This is a genomic window from Carnobacterium sp., from assembly GCF_045617425.1.
Classification (GTDB): Bacteria; Bacillota; Bacilli; order Lactobacillales; family Carnobacteriaceae; genus Carnobacterium_B.
On record NZ_JAZLIO010000009.1, the window covers coordinates 381,796 to 407,242 of the forward strand.

The window sequence follows — 25,447 nt, forward strand, 5'->3', positions numbered from 1 at the left end:
CTTCCTTTGGAGTGCTTTAGTTCCTTCAGTGCTAAAAACATTTATCCTACCCCATTTCTTTAAGTACTTATCTTTACAGATAATAGTATACAACAAAGTTACACTTGTGTCACTTTTAAATATCAAAAATACCATTTTTAATGATCATCTTAATAAAATAAGCTCTTTCTTTGGAACTTAAATTAGAATGATCAGGTATGTTAATACTATGAAAAATAATACCCACAATTAAACTATCGGGTATTTCTTTTTTTATATGACCATTTGTTTTACCAGTCTGAATAAACTGTTGAATATAATTAAAAAAATGTCTATGGACCTCTCCAGAAATAGTTTCTTTTTGCTTTTGTTTATCAGTACTGATGACCATTTTGTCATGTGGAAGAGTATTTGAAATCAAATGTGCTTCTCGATACTTAAAAATCAACTCGAATAATTGATCAAATTGGTCTGAATAGTCTAAAGACCAGTTTATTTGATAGAACTCTTCCATCATTTCTTTCATTTGTCCTACTAAGTAATCACTAATAAGTTCATCTTTATTTGTATAGTATTTATAAATAGCCGCTCTTGAAACTTTTAATGATTTGGCCAGCAAACTAAACGAAAATTTTTCATAACCTTCTTTTATCAGGAGATTATGTGTCTGCAAATAAATATCATTTGTTGAAAATTTCTTTTCTCTTGCCACCAAAATCACTCCTTATTTTTTTCTTTCTACTGTAGATTATAGCATGTTTTATTTCGCTAAAAAGCAAAAACAAGGGTCTGAAGTTTCTTTTCTTCAAACCCTTGCTCTTTATTTTTATTTTACCAAAGCTAAAGCACCCATTGGATCCCAGGGTTCTAATGCAATAATAGGCTGCTCTAAAGCTTTCAACCATTTTTCAGGAATGTATTTTTTATCTACTGCAATTTGATAGTTAAATTCCTCAAACCATTTATCACTCATAGAATAAATTCCCTTTTTACCTGATTTTTCTCCCCAGCTGTTTTCAACTTTCCACGTTAGCGGCTGACCTTGTTCGTCTAAATCTACTCCCACAAATACCATTGCATGAGTCAATAAACTATCGCCATAATCTAAGCGTTGCGCTTTTGTTAATCCGCTACCCTCACCTAGTGTCAATTCATAGTTGTAACTGTGTTCATCCATGATTCCACTATCTCTTACCAACATTTTGTCCACATCGCAGCCAAACCAGACTGGCTGAGCGTCTTTAATTGAAGCAACAGCGGCTTCTTTTAAAACCTGAATAGGGACATTAATGTATTGAATCGGTTTTGCTTCTTTAACGGTACCTAAATACTTCACAGTGTAGGCTCTTCCAAATGGTTTATCTTCTGTTGGTGCATTTAACAAGCTGACTAAATTTGTTAAATCCCAACCGACGTATTCTTTAAAAAAGTTTTGTGGAGTGATTTCATTGATACGGCAGTATTCCCCTTCTTTGTTTCGATAGGTGTAAGTAAACGACTCAGGAACTTCGCCCAATGCTTTTACTAGAACAGTATAAATGAAATAAAGCATCGTTTCCTTATTCTCTGTTAATTCGTTTAGTGAAGATCCTACTTTATGACTTTCACGTAATTGACAAGCAAATTCTCTAAGTTTAGAGGTTAGTACTAAGTTTAATTTTTTTGTATTAGAAGAATGAAATGTTTCGGGCATAACAGATTTAGGAACCGCACCATATTTTTCTAATAATCCGGAAAACATATCCCATTGTCCTCCATCTTGAACTGGATCCATCAATAGATGAGAAACAATTCTAGAATTTTTCGGTTCGTCTAATGTTTCTAAAATACTGTCTAAAAAATAATTGGCTTTTTCAAGTTTATCCCAAAACAACGTGTAATTTTGAGAAAATTCAAAATTATCTATATCTAATTTTTCCATTGTATCTACACGAGCTGTATTTAAAGCCGCAAACATCCAACACCGGCCACTAGATTGTTGATTTGTTATTGCACCACGTTTGGTTTCGTTTGAGAACTCAAAAGAATGCCTTCTTAAAACATTGTTATCTAAAGAAGCATCATCAATACCAACTTTTGCTATGGCGCCTTTAATTACCTGATTTGCACTATTTACATCAAATCGTGCTTTAAACTCTGTTAACATTTCATTATCGATTCCCATCTTCATTCCCCCCTAATTTATTACTTAACAGGATACTCTTATTTGGATTATCTAGCAAGTTGATTCATTTATTCCTATTATTCTAGTTAGGAGGATGTCACTCTTCCATTAATGTTTATTTCACGTAAAAGTGAAATAAAAACCTCACTCTTTCATAGAAGAGTGAGGTTTTAGTCTGTTAATATTAAACATTATAGAATCTTTAGTTGCTACTAGTTATTGTATAATTTGTATCGCTTAATGCTTGGACAAAAACTGTTTCATCAATTTCATTTGGACTTTCAATAATCGCTTTTTTTGTTTCTAAATCAACAACTACACGTTCAACACCTTCAACTGATTGAAGTTTTTCAACTACCGTACTAGCACAACCTTCACATTTCATGCCTTCTATCGTTAATTCTTTTTTCATTTCTTATCACTCCAATTCCATAATGATAGTTCACTATTATTCTCTTTAGACTATGGTTTGAATCTCTTTAAACGCAGTGCATTGATCAATACGGATACTGAACTGAAACTCATTGCTGCTCCAGCCAACATCGGATTTAACAATGGGCCTCCAAAAACGTGTAGTAGACCCATAGCAATAGGAATACCTAAAATATTGTACCCAAATGCCCAAAATAAGTTTTCTTTAATGTTTTTGATGGTTGCTTTACTCAATTCCACGGCTGTCGGTACATCCATCAAATCACTTCTCATCAGCACAATGTCTGCAGATTCCATAGCTACATCTGTACCCGTTCCAATGGCAATACCAATATCAGCTTGCGCTAAAGCCGGAGCATCATTGATACCATCACCCACCATAGCGACTATTTTTCCTTCAGCTTGTAATTTCTTCACTTCATTTGCTTTTTGTTCCGGTAACACTTCGCTTAACACACGGTCAATTCCTACTTGTTTGGCAATAGCTTCAGCAGTCCGTTTATTGTCACCAGTAATCATGGCTACCTCTAAACCCATTTTATGCAATTTTTCAATGGCATTCAAGCTATTCGCTTTTACTGTATCTGCAACGGCAATCATTCCTGCCATTTGTCCATCTTTAGCAATATACATTGGGGTTTTACCTTCACTTGCTAACTTATCGGAAATTGACTCTACTGTATCAAGTGAGATACCGCGGTCGACCATCAACTTTTTATTTCCTAATAAGAGTGATTGATTCTCTATTGTTACTTCAATTCCATGTCCAGGCAAGGCATTAAATGTTTGCGTTTTAAGAAGGATCAATTTCTTATTTTCTGCCCCGTGAACAATCGCTTCTCCTAGTGGATGTTCAGAACCTTTTTCAGCAGAGGCTGCAAGAATCAGCAACTTCTCTTCAGAAAGCTCACTGAAGGTTACAATATCCGTTACTTCAGGTTTTCCTTCAGTCAGTGTGCCCGTTTTATCAAAAACGATTGTGTCGATTTTATGCGTTTTTTCTAGTGCACCGCCACTTTTGATTAAAACGCCATATTCGGCTCCTTTTCCTGTACCGACCATGATAGCGGTAGGTGTTGCTAATCCTAACGCACATGGACAAGCAATAACCAATACCGAAATAGTGATTGTTAATGCAAATATTCCTGATTCTCCAGCTAGATACCAAACAATTCCTGATAGAACAGCCAATACGATAACGATTGGGACAAAGTATCCAGAAATAATATCGGCAAGTTTTGCAATAGGAGCTTTTGAACCTTGCGCATCTTCTACCAACTTAATGATTTGAGATAAGGCTGTATCTTTGCCAACTTTTGTAGCTTTGTATTGAATTGTTCCATTTTTATTGATACTTGCTCCAATTATCGCATCGCCGGTAGTTTTTTCAACTGGTATACTTTCTCCAGTCAGCATAGATTCATCAACTGATGTCATGCCATCGACTACTACTCCATCGACGGGCATTTTTTCACCTGGTTTCACGATGATTAAATCATTTACTTGTACTTCATCGACTGCTACTTCTATCTCTTGTCCATTTCGCATCATTCTAGCTTTCTTTGGAGCAAGACCCATTAGTTTTTTGATTGCTTCAGAAGTTTTTCCTTTTGAAAGAGCTTCAAAGTATTTCCCAAGTGTGATTAACGTCAAAATAACTGCTGCAGATTCATAATAAAGATCCATCACTAAGCCAACATTTCCCATCCATATGCCTATAGTTGCAGCTAAGCTGTATAGAAAGGCCGCACTCGTTCCTAAAGCAACAAGTGAATCCATATTGGGATGCCTTTTGAATAAAGCTTTGAATCCAACTTTAAAAAATTCTCTTCCCAAAATTACAACCGGTAAAGTTAAAATCAATTGAGTAAAAGAAAAGATTCTAGCATTCATCATAGGATCAATCACTTCAGGTAATGGCATTCCTAACATATGACCCATTGAAATATACAATAAAGGGACCGTAAAAACAGCTGAAATCCAAAATCGTTGCCACATCTCGTTTATATGTTGTGCTTTTTTTTCACGATCCATGTCTAGTGCATCAACTGATTCAATTTCTTCATGAGCTTCATAACCAGATTCTTTTACGGCATTTGTAATATCCGCTACTTCTAGTTGATTTGGATCATATTGGATACTCATTTTTTCGGTAGCTAAATTCACACTCACATGTGCTACTCCTTGTAATTTTCCAGTAGCTTTTTCAATCGTTTGAGCACATGATGCACAGGTCATCCCTTCAATGGCAAAAGTTTTCTGTTTTGTATCAGTTACAGCTTTGTATCCTGATTGATTTACGGCTTCTTGAATATCTTTATCTGTCAGAATCGATTCATCGTATTGAATATTCATTTTTTCAGTAGCCAAATTTACACTGGCTTCTTTGACTCCAGGTAATTTCTTAGTCGCTTTTTCTACAGTCTGAGCACATGACGCACAACTCATCCCTTCAATAGTAAATGATTTCTCAGTCAATTTAATTCACTCCCTTTTTATGCATGGTTCTGTTGGCAGTCGCATTGTCCAGGTATACAGTCACAAGGAACGCTGTCAACAGCTTCTTCTTTTTTTTGTTGGACAAGTTCTTCTAACAGTTGAACATCTGCGTGACTCAACGTGGCTTCACGGATAAGTTCAGCAAGAGTTGCTCCAACTTTTCGATTGCATATCTGATCAAAAAAATCAGTTGTCTTACCTTTAAAACTTTCTTCTTCACTAATGACTGGACTATACAAGTACTTGTTTCCAATCGCTTCGGTCCTTAAAATTCCTTTTTCAACTAAACGACCAATCAATGTTTTTATGGTTGCTTGCTTCCAGTTCATCTTTTCTTTTACTATTTCGGTAATTTCTTTACTGGTTACTGTATGATTTGTCCAAACTACGCGCATGATTTCCCATTCAGCATCTGAGATAGTGGGTTTAATTTTATTCGTCATTCTGGAATCCCTCCTTTTCGACTACACTTGTAATCATTTATATAAATTTAGTTTACATTTGTAATCGTTATTTGTCAACTAGTCTGTTTCAAATTTCTTACGGCAAAAAATCCACTCATTCTACTTTTAGTAGCATGAGTGGATTTTTTTGTCTTGCATTCTTACGTTTCAGTACTCTTTCAAGGCGTGGACGATTGTACCGTTGCAAAAGGATAATCGGTATATTAAATACTAGCGCATAAATTACCATGATCCAACCTACCCATACAGGATTCCATAAAAAAAATAGGAATGAAGGGAGTATGGAAAGCCAATGGGTAAGTTCAGCTCGTTTTGTTTCAAGTATGAATGTTTCAAGATAATTTGCTTCTTTTTGCTGTAGATTTTTTTTATAAAAACCTTTTTTTAGTATTCTCGTACCGTCAGGAATAATTTTTGCCCACTTTTTTATGCTGAAATGTGTCTGCCAAAATTGTCCTTCATTTTCCCACTTTCTTGCTGGATAGATAAAGGTTTGCTTTTGAAAATAATTTTCTGATAAAGACAACGTAAAATAGGAAATGCTTAATTGAAAAATTGCCCATGCGATGCTGTCAATAATGATGGTCCAGATCATTGGAAATTCTATGAGTTGCAATGGTCTACACCTCCAACTTTCGTCCACTCCAAGTAACTCTGTGGAGTACTTTTGTCAAAAAGAGTGACCAAACAAATAAACCAATAAAAAACAAAAAGAATAGTGGATAACCAAACAAAATCCATAAACTAAATTGGCCAAAACGATGAGCAAGCCAATAAAATTGTACGGCAAAAACTGTACAAACTAAACTAGCGACAATCAATAGACTAGTATTATTTGCCAACAAAGCTACGATTAAAGAACCAATTGTAAAAAATGCTCCACTGATCCAAAGTGAAATCAGACTGGTAACTAGGGGATGGGTAGACTGAGCAGCCGTGCCAAAACTTTTTGTCCATCCTTCAACCAATTGCTTGATTCCTTCAGGGTACATTTGAAACTGGATTATTCCCCGTCCTCCATAACAGCGAACTGGAAAATTGTTTTCCCTAAATTTTTCACCTAGAGCAAGATCATCCATTATAGCTCCTTTTATAGCTTTATGTCCTCCGACAATAAAATACTCTTCTTTATCACATAAAATACAAGGTCCAAATGAACCTGCCGTCTCAATTTGAGTACCTAACGGGGTAAATACATTCATGCCCGCCATTAATATAATATTAAATACAGCAGATAAATTTTCATACCCGTTCGTTATCTTATGAAAGGGTTGGAATGAGAGAATTCCAATTGCATCGCCAGATTGATAAGTCGCTAACAGTTGCTCCAAGCTGGTTTTATCTTCAAAGAATGTATCTGCATCTAAAAACAATAACCAATCACCTTTTGCTTCATTGGCCCCACTCCAACAAGCAGCGGATTTCCCCATCCATTCATCATTTTTTCTCTTTTTTATAACTTTTGCACCTTGTTGTTGAGCAACAGCAACTGTCCTGTCAGAAGACTCATCATCTACAACAATGACTTCTATAGGTTTGTATGACTGATTGTTTAAAGATGCCAACAGCGTCGGCAACCGATCTTCTTCATTCCTAGCAGGAATAATAATCGAAACTGTCTTTTTCACACTACTATTATTCGTGTCTTTTATAGCCAAAGGAACTTTCCAAAGCATCAAAAAGCCACTCATCATTGAAATAAAACTTACTAATACAACTATGAACAACATCATTGCTCCTCCTAAAATAACCAACGTCTCCATTTACGAAGCAGGTTTAAATCATTAGATTGATAGGGCGGGTATTGTTTTTGGATGTTAAATGGCAGAAGATAAGTATAGACTGTTCGTTCATAACTAAATGCATCTAGACTTGCTGAGCCATGATATCGTCCAAATCCACTGGCTCCTACTCCGCCAAACGAACTATCCGAACTAATTGCGTGTAAAATTACTTGATTCAGACTAAAAGCTCCTGAACGTAATTTAGTTTTAACGTACTCAATAGTTCCTTTATTTTTACTGAAAATATAAGTGACAAGCGGATCGTCCGTTCGTTTCAGTTCATTTACTAATTTTGATAAGTTTGTATATGGGATGACCGGTAAAATCGGACCAAATATTTCTTCCTCAAGAATTGAACTACGTGCTGTTATATCTGTTAATACCGTTGGCTCTATCCTTTTTTGTGTAGCATCAACTTTTCCGCCATAATAAATACTTCCTTGTTTCAAAAAATCGACCATCTTTTCAAATTGTTTTTCATGAGCCATTCTCCCAATTGTTCCCTCTTCAATAGGATGCAGACCATAAAACTTTTTGATTTGTTCAACTGCCATCTGAAGAAATTGAAGATAAATCGTTTGATGAACATAAACAGTATCTGGAGCAATGCAACTTTGACCAGCATTTAAAAATTTCCCCCATATAATTCTTTGTACAACGGCTATCGTTAAATTGGTCTCATCAACAACACAAGGATTTTTACCGCCTAACTCCAATACAACAGGTATTTGTTTTTCAGCAGCTGCGCGATGCACAATGGCTCCTACATTGTTGCTTCCTGTAAAAAAAATAAAATCCCAAGGTAATTCTAATAACTCAGCAGCTACTGTGGCGTCTCCATTTACAACCATTAAAACATCTGGCGAAAAATAAGCCCTTGTTAATTTAGCTAGAAGCTTGGCGGTCTCTGGAGCAAATTCAGAGGGTTTGATAAAGCAGCTATTTCCTGCTGCAAGAGCTCCGATTACAGGCATAAGCGCTAACTGTAAAGGATAGTTCCATGGACTAATGACCAATATAGAACCATAAGGATGATGTTCAACTGTTGTTTTGCTCACCGAACCTAGTTTAATATGGCGCTTATGCTTAGGTTGCTGCCATTTATTTAAGCAACGTTTCATAAAATCAATTTCTTGAAGCAATACTGCCAGTTCAGAAGCATACGCTTCTTCTGGTGATTTTCCTAGATCTTTATATAAAGCACTGAGCAATTCGGATTCATTTTCCATTAATAACATACGTAAAACCTCTAAAAGTTGTTTTCGTCTAGTTGTATTGAGATGATTGCTATCCGCTACGAGCGTTTTTTGATGCTGTTGAATAATGGACCAGTTTGTCTTATTATCGCTAACGCCTGCTTTAGTTATCATCTTGTTGGTCCCTTTGAACGATTTTATCTCTCACTTGTTGGCCACTCATCGTAACCATCGGCATACCTCCACCTGGGTTTACAGTTCCTCCAACAAAATAAAGGTTGTCATACCGTTCACTATGTTTAGCATGCTTAAAGCCATGATTTTTCTTACGATTAGAAACGGTTCCATAAATTGAACCTTTGTGAGATCCATAAGTTTTTTCAATATCATCTGGTGTCCAAAAATCTTCTGTCACAATATGCTTCCGTAGATCGGTCAATCCCATTTTTTCTAACTTGATCAATACACGTTCACGAAGTAAAAGATACTCTTCATGAGTGAATGGCTCATCTTGAATATATGGAATATGAGGCAAAATTTTAATATTTTCATGTCCTGGTTTTGATTGAGCTTTATCTGTTTTGTTTACATTTACTAAATAAATAGTCGGATCTTTAGGTAATTTATGCTGATTGAAGACTGTATCAAAATGATTGGCTGGATCAGATGAGAAAAAGAAATTATGATGAGCAAGTTGCGGATATTCTCTGTCCACTCCAAGATGTATCACCAATCCTGAACTTGAAGGTTCAAAACGTTTTTCTAATTTTTCAATAAAAGCAGGTTCCTCATTTAGTAATTTTTGATAAGCCGGAATAACTTCCATATTAGAAATATAATAGTCGGCTTTTCTTAAAGAGTCATCTGCAAGCTCTACAGCACTTATTTGATTTTGTTCGTCTTTGATAAAGGATGTAACACCAAGACCAGTATGCAGTTCTACACCTATCTCAGTTGCTAATTTAATTAATCCTTCGGCAATTTTATGCATACCTCCAGGAACATACCATACACCCTGAGCATGTTGCATATAAATCATCATGTTAAGTACCGCTGGTGCATCGTACGGAGAAGAACCTACGTATTTAATAAAATAAGCTAACATATCGCGCACTTTTTGATTACTGATTCTTTTTTCAATAGCGTCGTACATGGATGAAAAGTAATCAAAGTCTTTCATCGAGCCAAATAAGCCATGCTCACGGAAAATTTCTCCTGTTTTGTCTAACCCTTTTTCAAAATACCCTTTTTCAGTTGCATCGTATAATTTTTTAGCATACTCTAAAAATTCTGCATATTCCTTCATATCTTTTTCACTTAACTCACTATTTTTATAGTTCATTTTTTCTAAATCACTGTACAAATCAATAACCGAATTGTCTGGAAAAAAAGATCTCCACTGGTGGTCTAGTTGAATAATCGATATGTAGTCAGCCATTTTGCGATTGCTTCCTGTAAATAACTTTTCGAATACATGTGGCATTGTTAAAATGGAAGGGCCTAAATCAAATCCAAATCCATCTTGCTCCAACCGGTTTAATTTGCCTCCAAGATGATGATTTTTTTCATAAAGCGATACGGTGTATCCACTTTGAGCTAATGAAATAGCTGCTGAAAGGCCGCCTAAACCTCCACCTATAACGATAACCGTTTTCTTTTGAGTTGACATAGTTAACCCACTCCTCATATAGTTTATTATAATGAATAGACAAGAAAAGTCCTAAACTAAAGCTATAAAGCTTATTGGTCAAGGACAAATTCTTATTTTATCGATTGATAAATACGTTTCATTTCTACTGGCGATACATAATTACGCTTAGTAAAGCAATCGTAATTATTCTTACGTACAGCATTCAATAACCCACGATAAATCGCTGACGAAAGTTTGACCGGTAATCGACTATCTTCATCAAAATAGCGAAACCCCTCTTGCACATCATCATATAAATATTCTGCACGTTGAGCCATTTTTTCCCAGATACGAATAAAATTAACATTGATAATTTTTTGTTCTATATCTTTTCGTGTATAATTTTCAGCAGTCAACTCAGAAACTGGCAAGTAAATTCGATCAATTTTTTGGAAATCCTCGCCAACATCTCTTAAGATATTTGTCAATTGCATAGCTATTCCTAAATTAATCGCTAGTTGAGTGAGGTCTTGGTGCGATTTTGAAGCTAAAACAGGCAACAACATTAATCCAACTGATCCAGCAACATAATAGCTGTAGGTTTCTAATTCCGTTAGATTCTTTGGTTCAGCAAAATCTATATCCATTTTTTGACCTATTAATTGATCATAAAAAGGCTCAATAGACATGTCATAACGGTCAAAAACATCTGTTAACGCACGCCAAATTGGGTGATCTATAGGATTTCCTTGTTCGAATAGAGACAGTTCTTTTTCTAAAATTGTTACTGCCGAAAGTTGTTCTTCTTTTGTATCAACCAAGTCTACACTATCATCAGCCTTTCGACAGAAAGCATAAATGGCAAATATAGCTTGTGCTTTGGCTTTTGGTAAACGCGAAAAAGCATAATAAAAGCTTTTTGAATGTTTTTTTATGATCTCTTCGCAGTACTGATAATCTTGTTTTATGGTTTCTTGTCTATTCGCTTCCATATCCAGGCCTCCTATAGTATAGATTAAGCTTCATACAGTAATGAATTATGCCTTAACGCCACGATCATCTAAAATCAATTCCTCAGTAGCTATTTTTGCAGACATCAATACGATTGGCACTCCTGCTCCAGGGTGCGTACTGCTTCCAGCAAAGTAGAGATTCTCACAATTTTTAGCTTTAGCTTGCGGACGAAAATGATTACTTTGTAATAAATTAGGTCTCAGTCCAAAACAAGCACCATTGTACGCATTAAATTTTTCTTTGAAATCAATAGGTGTCATATAGCTTTCCGATACAATCTCATTCTCAACGTTTTCAAAACCTTTAAGTTGTTTCAACGAATTTAAAACTTCTGATCGGTAATGCTGGATCGTTTCTTCAGTCCACTCGTAATCTGCAATAGATAAATCAGAAACAGGGACTAATAGATAAAGTCCATCTTTTCCTTCTGGAGCCATTGATTGATCCATTTTTGAACCCATATATAAATAGTAAGAAGGATTATCTAGCAACTTACCAGCAAAAATATCTTCAAGATTTTTATCTAGATCTTCAGCAAACACAAAATTATGCAATTGATCAACACCTTCGTATTTACGATCCATACCTAAATACATGATAAAGCAAGAACAAGAATATTTCATACTATCGACTTTTTTATCTGTGTATTTTCCTTTAGCAGCTGTATCTTGAACCAAATTTTTAATAGCATATGGGAAATCAGCATTACAGACAACATAATCTGCAATAACCTCTTTATCGTGTAGTGAAATTCCATACGCCTGTTTGTCTTTAATCAAGATTTTTTCTACTGGTGAATTGTAATGAACTTTTCCACCCAATTCTAAAAATAAGCGTTCCATAGATTTGGCCATCGTATACATACCACCTTCAATAAACCAAACGCCATATAGCAATTCAATCATAGGGATGATGGTATAAAGAGAAGGTCCGTTAACCGGTGAAACTCCTATGTATAAGGTTTGGAAGCTAAGCATTTGTTGCAATCGTTTATCTTTTACAAATTTACCGATGGAATGATTGGCGCTATCAAAAGTTTTTAATTTCAAAGCCTGTTTAATCATAAACGGATTATAAAAGTCCAAGGCGTTACGGAACGGACGTTGTAAAAAATGGTCTTTTGCTACAATAAAACGGCTATATATATCTTGAAGATAACTCAAAAAACCCTTCGCATCTTCATCACTAATTCCTTCTAGAGATTCCATTAATTTGACCAAATCAGAAGATACATCAAACTTATCTTTATCTTCTGTTCCAAAAAAAGCAGTATACATAGGATCGAGTCTTTTCATTGGGATATAGTCATCCGGATTTCTTCCTGCTAATTCAAAAACTTCTCGATAGATTTGTGGCATCATAACGATACTGGGACCTAAATCAAAAGTATAGCCGTCCTTTTTAATTTGATGCATTTTCCCACCAGGTATGGCTTCTTTTTCATAAATTTCTACTTCATATCCTTCGTGCTGCAAACGTATAGCGCTCGCTAGACCGGCTACACCCGCCCCGATGACTGCTATTTTTTTCATCAAAAACACCCCTCTTTTCCCACTCACTAACTCTATTGAATCTTTTGAGTTTATGTCGTACTAATCATTTTTTTCTTCTAATTGATCAAATTCATTATTCAATGACTTTAACCCTTTTATAAAAGCCGCATTGCTTATATCTGCCATATTGCAATGCATAATCTCATTTAAAATCGCTTTTGAAATGGCTTTTTTAGTTTGCTGACTTTTCTCAGTTAAGGTAACAATTACAGCACGTTTGTCTATATCAGATGAGACTTTTTCAATCCAGCCTTGTGTTGACAATCGATTAAGGATTGGATTAAGTGTCCCTATGCTCATACCTATACGGTCACTAATGTTTTTTATAAATACATGATCTTCATCCCACAATGCTAATAAAACAAGGTATTGGGGAAACGTTAGTCCAAAAGGTTTTAACGCTCTTCCATACATTCTTGAAAACCCGCTTGAAGCTTTATATACTTCAAAACATAGTTGGTCTTCTAAAGACCGAACAAACATGGTTTCATCCAATTCAATCTCTCCTTCCAATCTAAGTGCCAGTTTTGTCTTTCAGATCTTATTCGTTTGATTCTCTTAAAGACAACATACCATCCTTCATAACATACACTTTATCACATTGACTGATCAACCGTTCATCATGAGTAACCATAATAGTCGCTTTTTTTTTATTTTTTGTTTCACGTGACAATATTTCTACTACCTCAAATGCTTTTTCAGAATCCAAGCTTGCTGTCGGCTCATCTGCCAAGATAACAGATGGCTCATGATACAAAGCGCGAGCGATTGCTACCCGTTGGCGTTCTCCACCTGATAGATCACTTGGGTATTTATCTTTCAAATCCAAGATACCTAGCTCATCTAATAAATCGTCTCGTTTCTGCTTATCAACTTTTGTTTTTTCAACTTTGTTTACAAGATTCAGTTGGTCTTTTACCGTTAAGAATGGGACTAAATTTGACGCTTGCAAAATAAATCCAATTTCTTCAAAACGTAAAGCAGCTCGTTTTTTTTCAGAAACTTCACTAAAAGGTTTTTCATTAATCATAACGGTACCTTTTGAAGGTTTTTGCAGCCCTCCAATAATCGTTAAGAGTGTACTTTTACCTGAACCACTTGGACCAATAATCGCAACAAACTCTCCTTCTCCTACAGAAAAAGTAGTATCTTTTAATGCTTCTACTCGTTTATGCCCTTCACCAAATGAACGGCTCACATTATCCAACTCTATTAATTTCATTTTTGGTTTCCTCCTTTATCCGATTGCTTCTAATGGATCAATCTTAACTACTGTACGCACTGAAAATAACGCTCCTAATACCGCTACAACAATAAGTAAAGCTGTGATTCCTACAATGAACAACCAATTGGTACTATAAGGAACCGCTGCCGGTAGAACAAAAGACGTGATAACTGTTAAAATCAAACCAATTCCAACACCGATAGTAGATAATAAAAAGGTTTGTGCTACAACTGATTTTGCTATATAACCTGAAGATATTCCTTGTGCTTTCATAACGCCAAACATACTCGTTTTTTGTAAAGTTAATACATAAATAAAAATCCCAATAACAACTGCTGCTATCACAATTAAAAATCCAATCATTAATCCAAATGTTAAAACTTGCGCGCTGTAACCAGGTATCTTAAAGATGTAGTCTCCAATAGAATAGGCTACCAAGTCATCAGAATCTGTGACAACATCCTGTATCGATTCTGATGAATCGCGAACAACTACTGCACTAATACGTCCATTTTCCGAATCATCTGCTTCTTCAAATCGAACTTCTTGATAAGAAGGAATTGTCGTGTACAAAACAGGAGCCACATTGAATTTAGCGTTTTCAGTAAATCCAACAACTTCTACTTCTTTATCGCTTCCAGCAAGTTGGATTGTATCGCCTAACTCAATATTGTCTTCTTCTTTTAAACTAATATCAGCCACAACTTCATCATCATTTTCAAATACTCGACCATCAATCACGTCGGGCATAATGAATTCTTCTGGTTCAATCCCAAAAAAAGTTACATTTATTTTTGATGATTCACCCGTTTCGCCTTCTTTTCGTATCACACTAGGAGCTAATCCTAGTAGAGCAGTATCATCAGCTTTAACTTCTTCAGCTTGTTCAAATGTCATCATAGACATATTGATGTTCGTATTTGATTCATCTGTTAGAACAATGGCATCTGCTTCCCATTTATCTACACTTGTACGATTATCTTGAGCTAATCCATACGCTAATCCAGTTAAAAAATAAACCAAATAAGACACCAAGATCATAACCCCAATAATCAAAGCAAATCTAGTTTTTGAATGCTTTATTTCTTTCCATGCTAAAAACATGTTATATCCCCCTTTTAAAGTAGCTTGTTCTCTTTAGAATAATAAACACAATAATTTTTTTAGTTTATCAGTCTTTTTATATCTCACACGATATAGTATAACCAGAATAAAATTTATTGTAAACTTATCTCACTTATTTTCAGAATAAGTATCCATTTTATGCTTCTTCAACAGTTGGATAAAACGATCCGTAAAATTAGCTGTGAAGCCCCATAATGCACAATCGTTTATTATATAGAAAGGTACTACATGCCTCCCTTGCTCCCAGTTGTATTTTTTCCACCAGGAATTCGATCAAATGGAAAATTCTCTTCGTGTTCTAACTTCACATGTGCCTCGTAATAAATTGGATTATGTGTTTAAAAATAACTCACTGATACCGTATACACTTCTTCATTAAACTGAATTTTTTCTAATGTTATATTTTTTAGCTCCCCTACGAACGATCGTATGATTATGCGTTCATTAACAATGTAGTCCATTTCTCCTAAAATGCGAATGGAATCCTTAGAAATAGATAATTCTTCCTTCATTTGCTACACATTAACCTTCATTATAAAGCATCAAGCGATCATACACTAATCTTATTCTTGCTAATTGTACAGTAAGTTCATTACAATAGAAGAAAACAAACGACTTATTCGTTCACACAAAAGGGAGTTTAATTATGGAACAAGTAGAAGAGACCTTTTATTTTATAGACGATCAAATGATACCGACCGAACAAAATACTATATTTGACGAGCTAGAAGGAAAAAACATTTATGAAGTTATTCGTGTTCAACAAGGTGTCCCTCTTTTTCTAGAAGATCATTTAGAACGTTTTAGAGCTTCAGCAGCAGCAACTGGTCTACACTTAAAAGATTCCGATACAGTCTTAACAAAGCGTATTTACCACTTGGTATCATTAAATCATGTTATTAATAAAAATATCAAAATTATTTTAAATGCCGAAAAAGGATTATTGATTTTTTTCACGACGTCTATTTATCCTCCACAAGACTACTACCTCAATGGTATGCATACCACATTGTTAAAGTTAGAACGAACAGATCCTAATGTTAAAACATTGCGTAAAGACTACCAGCAAGTTGTTTTAGCTGAACGTAAAAAACAACTTGCTTATGAGGTATTGCTCGTTGATCAAACAGATCATGTGACTGAAGGCAGTCGGTCAAATTTATTTATTGTAAAAAACAATAAATTATACACTTCTCCAGCTAAAAACGTTTTGCTGGGTATTGTTCGAAAAAAAACATTGGAACTGTGTACCAAATTAAATTTTGACGTTAGAGAAGATACGATTGCTGTTTCAAAACTCGCTGAAATTGATGGAGCCTTTATAACGGGCACAGGGAACAACATCTTACCCATCAAATCAATTGGAGAAGTACCTTTACATTCTACAACCAACCCGATAATCAAAACGCTGTTGACCGAATATGCCGATCTAGTCGAAACATATATCATAGAACACCAAATTCCTCATTTTTAAACCTCAAAAAAAGAAACAAAAAATCTGAAATCTAAAATGCGATTTCGGATTTTTTGTTTCTAATAGGTTTATCAGGAAACGGTTTCTATTCTTTTTTCATTGATGTGGTTCGTTTTCCTTTTAAATATCGCGCTCTCTGGATTACTTTAAATAATGTGTCTATTGTAAAAATAGCCAAAGCAATCATCCCCGCTATTTGGATAGTATTTTGAAGATGTCCTTGTGCCAAATCAGTATTTCCTTGAATAAATTCATAGACCGTTAAGTACATTCCCGAACCTGGCACTAATGGAAAAAAACCCGGCAAGAAAAAAATGGTTACAGGAACTTTAAAAATACGTGAAAAAATATGCGATTGAGTAGAAATTACTAATCCTGAGATGTAGGTTGACACAACAGATCCTAATGTTTCAAGACAAATCAGATAAACTCCCCAACCAATAGCTCCTACTATAGCTGTTGCAAAAATATGTTTTTTTGGCGATTCTAAGATAATTGCTGCTGCAGCGACTGCTAAAAAAGCTCCAATGACTTGGCTGATCAAAATAGCACACCTCCAATAAGTACTAGCCCTATCGCAACGCCTAAAGCAATTGATAGAGCTGTAACAAAGGCTTCTAAAGCTTTAGCACCACCAGACATGTAGTCTCCTTGTAAAGTATCTCGTATGGCATTTGTAATGGCCGTTCCTGGAACTAAAGGCATGATAGTACCCGTTATAACGACACTTATCATAAGTGTTGGGAAAATAAACATCTCCATTAATCCAGCGCCCACAGATATCACAGCAGAAGATAAAACATTTCGAACAAAAGAGCCCATATCTAACTTCTTTTCGCCTTTTAAGATCAAGGCCAATAAAGCACCATTTATTCCAGCAGCCAGTATTTCAAAAAGGCCACCACCTAAAAGTAAAGCAAATGCAGCAGCTAAAGCTGATGTAGCAATATCTTTATGGATAGACTTATATTGTACTTTCCCAATAGTTTGCAAAGCTGTATACGCTTCTGAAATTGTGATTTCATCACTAGTCAATTGTCTCGAGATCGTATTTACACTGGCAATGTTATTTAAATTCGTATCACGCACCTTGATTCGATTCACTATCGTAATTGGATCTTCCAAGCTAGGATCATCTAGCGTAGCGACTAATCCAGTAGCAATGGCAAATGCTTCAGTTGTTTCAAATTTTGATGTTTTTAAAATATGGTTCATTGTATCCTCTACACGATAAGTTTCAGCGTTACTTTCTAGCATAATTTTCCCTGCTAATATGGCGACATCCATTAGTGTTTTGTAATCCATTTTATCGTCTCTTCCTTTCCCACAATGGCTGACCGCTTTCTTTAACCTACAGCTTTCTTTGTACATGTAAATTTCAACTTAGTATAGCATAATTTATGAACTTATTAGAACTGTTCATTCCATTTTTACTTCTTTTTACTAAGACCTTTTTAATTTTATAATAAAAAAACAGAACAGAAAATTCTGCCCTGTAAAAAAATTTACTAGTTAAGATACTGTTCTTCATTCAACATTCCACGAACTTTTGTCATTTCTTTTGTTAATTTTTGATACACAAGAATAATTTTTTGGTAGTCTATCGCTGTTTGTTCGTTATACTGTATGCTAATTTTTGATTCAACTGTAGTTTCTATGCGCTCTTTCTCCTCATGGCTAACTACCGTTTCAATCGTTTCTTCCGTTCCTTTACCAATCAAGATTGCACCTAAACAAGAGCTCTCGAAACTAGTTGGCTGTTGCATAGTTCTTCCGAATATATCTGCTATCATTTGTTTCCAGAGTGGAGAATTTAAAAAACCTCCTGTTACATTTATAGTTTTAGATGGACCTCCAACATCTTGAATAATTTGCCAAACATCGTAAAGATTAAATAGTACGCCTTCCATAGCTGCACGTACCATATGTCCAGTAGTGTGCCTAGAAGCCAATCCGATAAAGCTGCCCGTAGCTTCCGATTCCCATAAAGGGGCACGCTCGCCGTTTAAATAAGGTAAAAAGAATAAGCCTTCTGCACCAGGTTTTATTATTTCAGCAAATCGATTAAGCTTTTCTAGTCTTGTTTCGATACCATTGTCCATTATTTTGCTGCCTTCAGGGTAAAGAATTGATGTCAGCCATGACATGACATTTCCTCCATTGTTTACGGCCCCGCCGATAACCCAACGGTCTTTCGACAAATAGTAACAAAAGGTTCTACCCTCTGCATCCAATACAATATGATTGGTAACCATTCGAATAGCTCCACTAGTACCAATTGTAATCGCCGTTTCCCCAGGATCCATTGCCCCAACACCAAGGTTCGATAAACAACCGTCACTGGCACCAATGACCAAGTCCGTTGTAGAATCAATAGCCATTTCTTCAGCATAACGTTCTTGAATTTTATTCCATCTATAGGAAACATCTACAGGTTCAGATAAAAGTGACTCCTCAATACCAAGAAGTTTCAGGATATCTTTATCCCATGATAATTCATGAATATTGAATAATCCTGTTGCTGAAGCAATCGAGTAATCAATTTTGTATTCTCCAGTCAAATGAAATAAGATATATTCTTTGATTCCAATAATCCTCTTAGCTTTTTTTAAAATAGCAGGATGATACTCTTTCAGCCACAAAATTTTGCTGAATGGGCTCATAGAGTGAACTGGAGTGCCAGTTTTTTTATATAAGTCTTTCCAGTCCGCTGTTTGTTTTAAGTGAGCAACTAGATCTGCTGGACGATTATCAGCCCAAATGATGCAGTTGGTCAACAATTCATCTTGTTCATCTACGACAATAACACTGTGCATAGCACTTGAAAAAGAGATGAAATCAATTAGATGGCTGATTCCTTTATCTTTTTCCATTAATGTATGTATAACTGAAAGTACAGCTTGAAAAATCACTTTTGGATCTTGTTCGGCCATGCCTACTTCAGTTTGATGAATAGAATACCCTACATAAGTACTATCTATTACTTGAAGATCTTCTTGGTATAAGACGGCTTTTGTGCTTGTTGTACCAATATCTACTCCAATTGTATACCTTTGCTGCTTGACCATTTACTAATCCCCTTTGTATTAAACCGAATATCTCCAAATTCGTTGCGTATTCATGCGTCTATTTTTCTTCAAGATAAAAATATTCTCACCTATAATCATGGCGTTTGACGATAATTTTGTCAACTTTTTTATAAAGAAAACAAGTCTATTAAAACACTGGATTTCCAGTCCATTTTTCATCATATAAAAAAGCAAGAAAGGTGAATGCAGGTCCCTTTTCTTGCTTTTTTTTTGTTAAACACTTTTTAGTTTAAATCTGGCCAGAACCCTTTATTCGCTACAATTAAATCATCCAATAGATTTTTAGCCACTTCTACATTTGGAACGATTTTGGATAGACTTAACGCTTGCCATAATTTTTGGTAACTTCCTTCTATATAGGCTTCTACGACCATTTTTTCAGCTGTAACTTGTTGCAGCATCAATGCTCTCTCAAAATTCGGAATTTTCCCTTGAGCTAATGGTTCTGGACCATCGCTGCCCACAATACAAGGAACTTCTACCATAGCGTCATCATCAAAGTTCGCAATGGCGCCATTATTTTCGACGATCAGTAACATCCGTTCATGTGTATTGAAGGCAATCGCACGAGCTAAATCAACGATAAAGGAAGCGTGGCTGTCAATGTGGAAACCGCTGTTTTCAGCAGTCCCTTTTTCAATAATTCCTTTAGCAGCTGTAAACACTTCTTTTTCACGTCCAGCCATAACTTCATTTGCTCGAGTAAATTCTGGATTTGAGTGAGCAACTTCATAATCCGGATAGAAGTAGTATTTCAAATACGTATTTGGTAAGAAACGTGGTTCAATCGCCAATAGATCTTTTGCTTTTTTATGAGTGGCTTGCCAACTTTCGTCCATGTGTTGCGTATCCACTTCTACTTGAGTCAAGTAACCATTCTCAGCAACGTATTTTTTGATTTCATCTAAATATTCATGACCAGTGGCGATATCTTTTACACTAGTCCACCAACCAAAGTGATTTAATCCAAAGTAACGAACTTCTAATTCATCAGGTGTTTTGCCAATGATTTGAGACATTCTTCTCAACGTTCCAACAGGCATATCACAAATATTCAATACTTTTGAATTTGGACGCATCACACGGCAAGCTTCCGCTACGATTGCAGCTGGATTTGAATAGTTTAACATCCAAGCATCCGGAGAGTATTCTTCCATATAATCGATGATTTCCATCATTCCCGTAATACTGCGCATTCCATAAGCAATCCCGCCTGGTCCACAAGTTTCTTGACCAACAATCCCATATTTTAAAGGAATTTTTTCATCTTGTTCTCTCATGGCGTATTTCCCAACACGAATATGTGCCATAACAAAATCCACATCTGTAAAGGCTGTTTCAGGATCTGTTGTGTGTGAAAACTTCACTTGTGGAGCTTGTTCTTTTAAGAGAATTTCTAATGCATCGCCTAAAATACTTTGTCTTTCACCGTCATTATCGTATAGTTTCAATTCTTTAATGGGGAAACGATCCATGTTATCCAATAGCATCATAACAATTCCTGGCGTAAACGTACTTCCGCCTCCTGCAATTACGATTGAAAATTTTTTCATTTTTAATGACTTCCCTTCATTTTGTCTACTTGGTTTACTCATCTGATTCTCTACCTAAATACTGATCGACAGCTTTTCTAACGCTATTAACTTGCAATCCGTAAACAACGTGAACATTCTGGTCTTTGATGATGACTCCGCTTGCTCCTGTATCATTTTTCAACGCTAATTCATCAACTTTATCTGGCTTATGCAAGGTTAATCTCAATCGTGTGTAACAATTGGTTACAGTATTGATATTTTCTGGTCCTCCTAAAGCTGCAACAATCGTACTTGCTAAACCCTTTTCTTCTTGAGGTACGCCTTCTTTAGCAGGTACATTTTTAGTTTTACTTTCATTGTACTCATTCTTAGAATAAAGTTTTGTTTCCTGACCAGTATCTTCACGACCGATTGTTTTATATTTGAATGTTGTGATCAAGAAACGGAAAGTAAAGTAGTAGATAGCGAAGAATACAAGTCCTACTAAGATATACATTGGCCATCCGGTTTTTTCAATTCCCAAAGGCACATTGTACAATAGGAAATCAATAAAACCATTTGGTCCGATAGCTCGGACACTTAATAAGTTCAATACAACCATACTTAATCCACTTAATACTGCATGGACAACGAATAACAACGGTGCTACAAACATAAATGAAAATTCGATAGGCTCTGTTACTCCTGCTACAAATGACGTCACTACCGCAGGAATTAAAATAGCTTTTGCTTTGTTTTTATTTTCAGGACTTGCTGTTTGGTACATCGCTAGACAAGCACCAATTAAACCGAACATTTTAGAAATTCCACGTGCATCCCAGATCACACTTGGGGATAAGATACTGACATTAGGATCTGCAATCTCAGCGAAGTAGATGTTTCTAGCTCCTTCGAAAATTTGTCCGCCTACCTCTTGAATACCTCCTAGTGAAGTATATAAGAAAGGTGTATAAACTAAGTGATGTAGTCCGGTTGGAATCAATAATCGTTCTAACATTCCATATAAGAAGATTCCAAAATTCCCACTTTGATTGATCAATGTTCCTAAACTATTGATACCACTTTGGAAAAATGGCCAAATATAAGTGAATGCAATAGCCAATAATACAACCACTGGGATCAATAGAATAAATACAAAACGAGTACCCCCATAAATCTGGAATGCATTATTAAATTCTTTCTCACAAAATTTATTGTGTACAATGGCTGTTACTACACCTAATATAATACCAAGAAAAACGCCCATATCCAGAACTTGAACACCCAATACCATCGTTTGTCCCGTTCCTTGTAAAGATTCTCCTTCGAATAATAATCCGCTGATTTCCATAAATTTGTTCATTGCGTTAATAAAGACTAAGTAACCTAAAACTGCTGTAAATCCAGCCTCCGATTTTTTCTTGTTTGCTAGCCCTACTGCTAGACCCATACAAAAAATTAAACCTAAATTATTTAAAATGGATACTAAAGAACCGGATAAAATTGTTCCAAATCCCATGGTAATTGGATTATTCAAAAAGGGAACGGTTTCAATTAGCTTTGCATTTGTAAATAGATTACCGATTGCAATTAAAATCCCTGCAATGGGTAAAATTAATACTGGAATAAACATTGCTTTAGAAAAACGTTGCATACCATCCATTAATTTCTCTTTCATACCTCTTGCCTCCAACTTTTTATTGTTTCGTTTCTTTTAATAAATTTAGTTTATCTTGAAAACGTTTTATTGTATAGCTTTTTAGGTACATAAAAAACGTGTTTCGCACTTTAGAAACACGTTTCACTCATTCCCCATTTTCTTTTGCAATTCCTCAAGATAATTTTTGAAAATAAATTCTACTAACATCAATAGTCTAGGAAAAAAACTATTTGGTAACATATTGCGATCATCCAGTTTATTATTGTCGTTAATTTTAAAGTTCAAATCAGATAGTTCTGCTGCTCGATTGCTTGTCTCCTTTGTAAACGTGATCGTAAAAATCCCTTGATCTTTTGCTACCAGTAGTTTATCAATTACTTGTTGCGTTTCCCCAGATTTTGAGATCACAATAAAAGCACCAATATCTTCTAGATTATTTTCAAATACGCCTATTGAGTCTGTCCCAGTTGCGATAACTGTTTTTTTACCTAATACCAACAATTTTTTGTACAAATACTCTGCTGCTATTGCCGAAAAACCCGTTGCATAAATAAAAATGTATTTTTGTTTTAAATACAAAACCTGTTGAATAAACTGGTTGATATCTTCCCTACTATTTTCTTTAAAAAAATCTTTCTGACTAATACGTAAAAAATCTTCATCATTGTCTACAGAGTGATCATCTGTTTGTTTTACCATTGGTAACAATTGGTAATACAAATCAATAAAACCCGTGTAGCCCATTTTTTTGGATAGCCGAATAATGGTTGAAGGAGAGGTGAAGTTGTCTTTAGCAATCTCACGTACACCTCGTTCTAACACATCATCGATATTCTCAATAATATAATGCAAAATTTTTATATCCAATTCGGATAAATTTTTCCCTTGAATCAACTTACTGATATCATTCACTTGTCTTCACTCCTGTCTATAAGGTCATCAATCATTTTCTATTGTATCAAGCCATATTCTTGCAATCAGCTCGTGACCTTTTTTTGTAGGATGCACCCCATCTTCTCCTGTTAGTAAAGCAAAACCTTGTTTGATTCCATTAGCATTCATTAAGCCATCTAATGGAATTAAATCAGCTTGAAATTCATAAGCAAGTTTGCGGACCACTTGAATGCGCGGATCTAAATCGCTACGCCACATTTCACGATCAGTTGGATATGGCAGGACAAAAGGCTCCATTAAACTAATTTGACGAACAGAACTTTCTACCAATGATGTCAATAAAGTGCGGTATTGCTGCTCAAATTGCAGCAGATTTTCTTGACTGCCAAACTGATCTTGTCCCACCGTATGCCATGTATCATTGATTCCAATCAAAATAGATACAACCGTTGGATTTAAAGAAAGACAATCCACTTCCCAGCGATCAGCCATGTCATTCAACTTATCTCCTCCAACTCCTCGATTAGAAAAAGTCAGCTCTAATTCGGCATACTGTTCCTTTAAAGCAGTTGCTATCATTAGAGGATAGCCTTGGCCTAAATCTGCAGCATTCATTCTATCACGGCCAACATCTGTAACGCTATCCCCGATGAATAAAATATGGTCTTTAGAGTTCAATAACATAATTACGCTTCATTCCCTTCATTTAAATCTATTATTTGTCCTGGAATTTGTAACCGCATCCAATTCTATATACAATATTCTTAAATTAATGTCTAATTTATAGCTTTAGTTTACCTTTATTCTTTTAATCCAGCAATTCAAATTTCAATATTCAGCTTATAAAATGTAAAATCATAGCACTCTATTTTAATTATAAAATCATTAAAATAGCTTTTTACGCTTTTCTTTGTTACAATACATGATAAGGGTTTTAAAATCACTTTTCTAGTTTAACTAGTTAGGTTAACTCAAAACACTCATCACCATAGTTTGAAAGGGGAAAATAATATGAAAGTTAATGCTACTTTAAGAACAGAGGTCGGATCTTCAGCGGCTAATCGTGCAAGAAGAGAAAAAAAAGTAACAGCCGTCGTTAATGGAAAAGGTATCACAAGCACTGCAGTATTATTAGACAGCAAAGAATTGGATAACGTTTTAAAAACATTAGGTAAAAATGCTATCTTTGATGTTGCCGTTCAAGATGGTGAAACTCATCAAGTTATTATCAAAGAGATCCAAAATGCAACTCTTGTAAATCAAATTTTAGACGTTGAATTACAAGTTATTCAAAAAGGAGAAAAATTAACGGTTACTGTTCCAATTAATGTTTTAAATGCTGATGATGTTAAACGCGGTATTGTTTCTCAAACATTAAACGAATTAGAAATCGAAACTCTTCCAACGAATATCCCAACTGAATTTACTGTTGACGTTAGCGCATTAGAAATTGGTGACGCATTAACTGTTTCAGATATTAAAGTTGACAAAGCAATCACAGTATTAAGTGATGCTGAACAATCTGTTGTGAGCGTATTGCCTCCATCAGCTGAAGAACCTGAAACGGCTGTTGAAGCTGTTGAACCTGAATTGATTGGTGAAAAAGAAGAAGAAGCAAAATAATTATTCTTGACCACTGAATAAATGAACTAAACTAACGCAAACCTTCCATCCACTGCTCTTCGAGCTTTAGATGGAAGGTTTTTTATCTGTCTTAATCATAAAAAATTTCAAGTATAAGAATAGAATAT

Annotated in this window: 24 protein-coding genes; 2 read left to right on the forward strand and 22 right to left on the reverse strand. The window is 35.3% G+C overall.

Annotated features, from left to right (window positions below; genetic code table 11):
- Nucleotides 1-115: 115 nt before the first annotated feature.
- The 15 genes from ACKI3H_RS05095 to ACKI3H_RS05165 form a co-directional block, all read right to left on the reverse strand.
- Entirely contained in the window at nucleotides 116-691 is a 576-nt protein-coding gene (locus tag ACKI3H_RS05095; RefSeq protein ID WP_407371194.1) for a TetR/AcrR family transcriptional regulator, read from the reverse strand.
- 114 nt (nucleotides 692-805) lie between these two features.
- On the reverse strand, nucleotides 806-2,143 hold the full coding sequence (locus ACKI3H_RS05100; RefSeq protein WP_407371195.1) for an aminopeptidase C: 1,338 nt from the start codon (nucleotides 2,141-2,143) through the stop codon (nucleotides 806-808).
- A gap of 202 nt (nucleotides 2,144-2,345) precedes the next feature.
- Nucleotides 2,346-2,555, reverse strand: a complete 210-nt coding sequence (locus ACKI3H_RS05105) for a heavy-metal-associated domain-containing protein (RefSeq protein ID WP_407371196.1) — start codon at nucleotides 2,553-2,555, stop codon at nucleotides 2,346-2,348.
- 50 nt (nucleotides 2,556-2,605) lie between these two features.
- Complete coding sequence (locus ACKI3H_RS05110; RefSeq protein ID WP_407371197.1) at nucleotides 2,606-5,053, reverse strand: heavy metal translocating P-type ATPase; 2,448 nt, start codon at nucleotides 5,051-5,053, stop codon at nucleotides 2,606-2,608.
- Between the two features lie 17 nt (nucleotides 5,054-5,070).
- On the reverse strand, nucleotides 5,071-5,517 hold the full coding sequence (locus tag ACKI3H_RS05115; RefSeq protein WP_407371198.1) for a CopY/TcrY family copper transport repressor: 447 nt from the start codon (nucleotides 5,515-5,517) through the stop codon (nucleotides 5,071-5,073).
- A gap of 115 nt (nucleotides 5,518-5,632) precedes the next feature.
- Complete coding sequence (locus tag ACKI3H_RS05120) at nucleotides 5,633-6,154, reverse strand: glycosyl-4,4'-diaponeurosporenoate acyltransferase (RefSeq protein WP_407371199.1); 522 nt, start codon at nucleotides 6,152-6,154, stop codon at nucleotides 5,633-5,635.
- 4 nt (nucleotides 6,155-6,158) lie between these two features.
- A complete protein-coding gene (locus ACKI3H_RS05125; RefSeq protein WP_407371200.1) occupies nucleotides 6,159-7,268 on the reverse strand; it encodes a glycosyltransferase family 2 protein in 1,110 nt (369 codons plus the stop codon).
- Nucleotides 7,269-7,279: 11 nt separating this feature from the next.
- Nucleotides 7,280-8,692, reverse strand: a complete 1,413-nt coding sequence (locus tag ACKI3H_RS05130) for an aldehyde dehydrogenase family protein (protein WP_407371201.1) — start codon at nucleotides 8,690-8,692, stop codon at nucleotides 7,280-7,282.
- Nucleotides 8,682-10,187, reverse strand: a complete 1,506-nt coding sequence (locus ACKI3H_RS05135) for a phytoene desaturase family protein (protein WP_407371202.1) — start codon at nucleotides 10,185-10,187, stop codon at nucleotides 8,682-8,684. Before ACKI3H_RS05135 ends, ACKI3H_RS05130 begins: the two co-directional genes overlap by 11 nt.
- A gap of 92 nt (nucleotides 10,188-10,279) precedes the next feature.
- The gene (locus ACKI3H_RS05140; protein WP_407371203.1) at nucleotides 10,280-11,140 is read right to left on the reverse strand and encodes a phytoene/squalene synthase family protein; all 861 of its coding nucleotides are present in this window, start codon (nucleotides 11,138-11,140) and stop codon (nucleotides 10,280-10,282) included.
- A 45-nt stretch (nucleotides 11,141-11,185) separates the two neighbouring features.
- Nucleotides 11,186-12,694 carry a phytoene desaturase family protein gene (locus ACKI3H_RS05145; RefSeq protein WP_407371204.1) on the reverse strand — a complete coding sequence of 503 codons (1,509 nt, stop codon included), beginning with the start codon at nucleotides 12,692-12,694 and terminating at the stop codon, nucleotides 11,186-11,188.
- Nucleotides 12,695-12,754: 60 nt separating this feature from the next.
- A complete protein-coding gene (locus ACKI3H_RS05150; protein ID WP_407371205.1) occupies nucleotides 12,755-13,210 on the reverse strand; it encodes a MarR family winged helix-turn-helix transcriptional regulator in 456 nt (151 codons plus the stop codon).
- Nucleotides 13,211-13,256: 46 nt separating this feature from the next.
- Nucleotides 13,257-13,937 carry an ABC transporter ATP-binding protein gene (locus ACKI3H_RS05155; RefSeq protein WP_407371206.1) on the reverse strand — a complete coding sequence of 227 codons (681 nt, stop codon included), beginning with the start codon at nucleotides 13,935-13,937 and terminating at the stop codon, nucleotides 13,257-13,259.
- A 15-nt stretch (nucleotides 13,938-13,952) separates the two neighbouring features.
- Nucleotides 13,953-15,044: an ABC transporter permease gene (locus ACKI3H_RS05160; protein ID WP_407371207.1), complete on the reverse strand. Its 1,092-nt coding sequence runs from the start codon at nucleotides 15,042-15,044 to the stop codon at nucleotides 13,953-13,955.
- A gap of 359 nt (nucleotides 15,045-15,403) precedes the next feature.
- Nucleotides 15,404-15,577: a hypothetical protein gene (locus tag ACKI3H_RS05165; RefSeq protein WP_407371208.1), complete on the reverse strand. Its 174-nt coding sequence runs from the start codon at nucleotides 15,575-15,577 to the stop codon at nucleotides 15,404-15,406.
- A gap of 134 nt (nucleotides 15,578-15,711) precedes the next feature.
- On the opposite strand from ACKI3H_RS05165, the gene ACKI3H_RS05170 reads away from it, so the two are divergent.
- The gene (locus tag ACKI3H_RS05170) at nucleotides 15,712-16,539 is read left to right on the forward strand and encodes an aminotransferase class IV (RefSeq protein WP_407371209.1); all 828 of its coding nucleotides are present in this window, start codon (nucleotides 15,712-15,714) and stop codon (nucleotides 16,537-16,539) included.
- A gap of 85 nt (nucleotides 16,540-16,624) precedes the next feature.
- Here the strand turns inward: ACKI3H_RS05170 and ACKI3H_RS05175 are convergent, their stop codons facing one another.
- From ACKI3H_RS05175 to ACKI3H_RS05205, 7 genes are all read right to left on the reverse strand, one after another.
- The gene (locus ACKI3H_RS05175; RefSeq protein WP_407371210.1) at nucleotides 16,625-17,083 is read right to left on the reverse strand and encodes a threonine/serine exporter family protein; all 459 of its coding nucleotides are present in this window, start codon (nucleotides 17,081-17,083) and stop codon (nucleotides 16,625-16,627) included.
- Nucleotides 17,080-17,844: a threonine/serine exporter ThrE family protein gene (locus tag ACKI3H_RS05180; RefSeq protein WP_407371211.1), complete on the reverse strand. Its 765-nt coding sequence runs from the start codon at nucleotides 17,842-17,844 to the stop codon at nucleotides 17,080-17,082. Before ACKI3H_RS05180 ends, ACKI3H_RS05175 begins: the two co-directional genes overlap by 4 nt.
- 203 nt (nucleotides 17,845-18,047) lie before the next feature.
- Nucleotides 18,048-19,607, reverse strand: coding sequence for a gluconokinase (locus tag ACKI3H_RS05185; protein WP_407371212.1), 1,560 nt, complete (start codon nucleotides 19,605-19,607; stop codon nucleotides 18,048-18,050).
- Nucleotides 19,608-19,852: 245 nt separating this feature from the next.
- A complete protein-coding gene (locus ACKI3H_RS05190; RefSeq protein ID WP_407371383.1) occupies nucleotides 19,853-21,181 on the reverse strand; it encodes a 6-phospho-alpha-glucosidase in 1,329 nt (442 codons plus the stop codon).
- A 34-nt stretch (nucleotides 21,182-21,215) separates the two neighbouring features.
- The gene (locus ACKI3H_RS05195) at nucleotides 21,216-22,820 is read right to left on the reverse strand and encodes a PTS transporter subunit EIIC (RefSeq protein ID WP_407371213.1); all 1,605 of its coding nucleotides are present in this window, start codon (nucleotides 22,818-22,820) and stop codon (nucleotides 21,216-21,218) included.
- A 123-nt stretch (nucleotides 22,821-22,943) separates the two neighbouring features.
- The gene (locus ACKI3H_RS05200) at nucleotides 22,944-23,714 is read right to left on the reverse strand and encodes a MurR/RpiR family transcriptional regulator (RefSeq protein WP_407371214.1); all 771 of its coding nucleotides are present in this window, start codon (nucleotides 23,712-23,714) and stop codon (nucleotides 22,944-22,946) included.
- 27 nt (nucleotides 23,715-23,741) lie between these two features.
- Complete coding sequence (locus ACKI3H_RS05205) at nucleotides 23,742-24,380, reverse strand: SGNH/GDSL hydrolase family protein (RefSeq protein WP_407371215.1); 639 nt, start codon at nucleotides 24,378-24,380, stop codon at nucleotides 23,742-23,744.
- A 327-nt stretch (nucleotides 24,381-24,707) separates the two neighbouring features.
- Here ACKI3H_RS05205 and ACKI3H_RS05210 point away from each other — a divergent pair, with 327 nt between their 5' ends.
- Nucleotides 24,708-25,319, forward strand: a complete 612-nt coding sequence (locus ACKI3H_RS05210; RefSeq protein WP_407371216.1) for a 50S ribosomal protein L25 — start codon at nucleotides 24,708-24,710, stop codon at nucleotides 25,317-25,319.
- Nucleotides 25,320-25,447 lie beyond the last annotated feature (128 nt).